At 70.4% G+C, this 2,226-nt stretch carries 2 protein-coding genes and 1 pseudogene; 1 reads left to right on the forward strand and 2 read right to left on the reverse strand.

What is annotated here, in order from left to right; translation table 11 throughout:
• Positions 1–744: cupin domain-containing protein (locus tag ABZ717_RS28520; RefSeq protein WP_358516347.1), on the reverse strand; the 744-nt coding region annotated here is incomplete at its 3' end.
• A 95-nt stretch (positions 745–839) separates the two neighbouring features.
• Here ABZ717_RS28520 and ABZ717_RS28525 point away from each other — a divergent pair.
• Complete coding sequence (locus tag ABZ717_RS28525) at positions 840–1,691, forward strand: NAD-dependent epimerase/dehydratase family protein (protein ID WP_358516350.1); 852 nt, start codon at positions 840–842, stop codon at positions 1,689–1,691.
• A 49-nt stretch (positions 1,692–1,740) separates the two neighbouring features.
• Here the strand turns inward: ABZ717_RS28525 and ABZ717_RS28530 are convergent.
• A pseudogene (locus tag ABZ717_RS28530) lies at positions 1,741–2,226 on the reverse strand (MFS transporter); the annotation flags it as partial.

Raw genomic sequence — 2,226 nt, forward strand, 5'->3', positions numbered from 1 at the left:
CACCGCCCGAGAGAACCGGTCCGCCAGGGTGGCACGGGAGACGGCGCACTCTCCGGCCAGGACGTCCAGGGTCCACGGGCGGGTGGGCTGTTCGTGCATCAGGTCCAGGGCCTGGGCGGCGACCATGTCCCGTCGGCCGCTGAGCCAGTTCGGGGCGGCGTCCGGATGCGACTCCAACCAGGCGCGGACCGCCATGACCAGCAGGCAGTCGAGGAGACGGTCGTTGAGCGTGCTCTGGGCCACCCGAGCGGTGGTGATCTCCCGGGTGAGGAGGGAGACGACCATGGGGTCGACCGAACCGGCGGGCAACACCGCCAGCCTGGGCAGCGCGGCCAGGGCCAGGCGACCGACCTCCCCGGTGTCCTCGTAGGAACCGATGATCGCGCCGTGTTCGCCGTCCGGGTCGTTTCCCCAGGTTCCGACCCCGTGACACAGACTCAGGTGGACTTCGGTGCCGTCGTCGGCCACGCACCGCTGCCCCGGTTCGATGGTGATGGTCGGAACCCGACCGGGGCGGTCGGAGGCCACGTAGGGTTCGGGGCCTCGGACCAGGAGTACGTCCCCGGGGGCGGCCTCGACCCGTTCGTCACCGGTGTCCAGCCACAGGGTCCCCGAGGTCACCACGACCAGGTCCAGGGCGGCCCCCGCCCGAACGTCGATCGACCAGGGTGGGCCCATGACCAGGCGCAGGGTGAAGGCCGAGCGGGCGCGCGGGCTGTCGAACAGGTGCCCCAGGGGATCCATGGGCCTTCCCCGATCAATCGGATTCTGGATGTTCTCTTATGCATTCCAGCAGATGAACCATGTTCCGTCCAGGTCTTCTTCGATGTACTGAGGACATGGATACGAACAACAGCCCGCAGCGGGTTCTCGTCACCGGCGGCACCGGGATGACCGGTCGCCGCGTCACCCGACTTCTGACCGAACGCGGCGTCGACCACAGGGTCGCTTCCCGGTCGGGGCACCAGGAGAGCGGTACGCCGCCCTTCGACTGGGGCTCCCCCGACACCTGGGACGCCGTTCTGGATGGGTCGGACGCCGTCTACCTCTGCTATCACCCCGACCTGGCCCTGCCCGGGGCGGCCGAGACCGTGACCGCGTTCGCCACGCGCGCCACCGAACACGGCGTGCGCCGCATGGCGCTGCTGTCCGGACGGGGCGAACCGGAGGCACAGCGCGCGGAAGAACAGGTCCGGGCGGTCTTTCCCGGACTGACCGTGCTGCGCTGCTCCTTCTTCGCGCAGAACTTCTCCGAGCACTTCTTCGTACCGGCCGTCCTGTCGGGAACGCTGGCCCTGCCGGTGGCGGACGTTCCGGAGCCGTTCGTGGACCTGGACGACGTGGCCGAGGTCGCCACCCTGGCTCTCACCGAGGACGGGCACGCCGGGGAGGTGTACGAGATGACCGGCCCGCGAGCGCTCACGTTCACCGAGGTGGGCAAGGTGCTGGGCGCGGCGGCCGGCCACCCCGTGGAGTACCGGCGGGTGAGCGTCGAGGAGTTCGTCGCGGCGTCTGCCGCACAGGGCATTCCCGAGGAGGTGGCCCAGGGGTTGGCCGCGCTGTTCGGGGAGGTCCTGGACGGACGGAACACGGCGACCACAGGCGGGGTGGAGCGCGCCCTCGGGCGCCCGGCACGCAGCTTCGAGGAGTACGTCGCGGACGCCGCGAAGACCGACGCCCGGGGTCGGTGATCCAGCGGCTGTGCCCGGTCGGTATCGCGTCCGGGCACAGCCTTCGGGATCAGACGGTCTGTTCCCGAGCCGCCTCGGCGGGCAGGGAGATCCGCCAGGCGACGAACCCGGCGACCACGAGTCCGGCGATGGCCAGGAGGCTACTGACCAGGAACGGATCGAAGCCGCCCAGGGCGGGCGCGAACCCGATGCCGACGTAGACCGTGATTCCGGTGGAACCCCCCAGTTGGTCGGCGGCGCGTTGGACACCGGAGGCGATGCCGACGTCGGATTCGGTCACTCCGGTCACCGCGACGTACTGAAGGCCGACGATTCCGAACCCCATCCCGGCGGCGATCAGCACCATGGCCGGGATCATCACCGGTCCGCCCGCCCCGAAGGACGCGGCCAGGGCGATGAACGCCATCGCCGCCACGGTGAAGCCGATGCCGGTCAGGACACAGGCCCGGGCGCCCCATCGTTCGAGGATCCGAGGGACCAGCACCGAGACCACGATCAGGGCCGCGGCCAAGGGCAGCATCAGCAGACCGGTCTG

This window comes from Nocardiopsis sp. NPDC006832, assembly GCF_040635885.1.
In the GTDB taxonomy this organism is placed as follows: Bacteria; Actinomycetota; Actinomycetes; order Streptosporangiales; family Streptosporangiaceae; genus Nocardiopsis.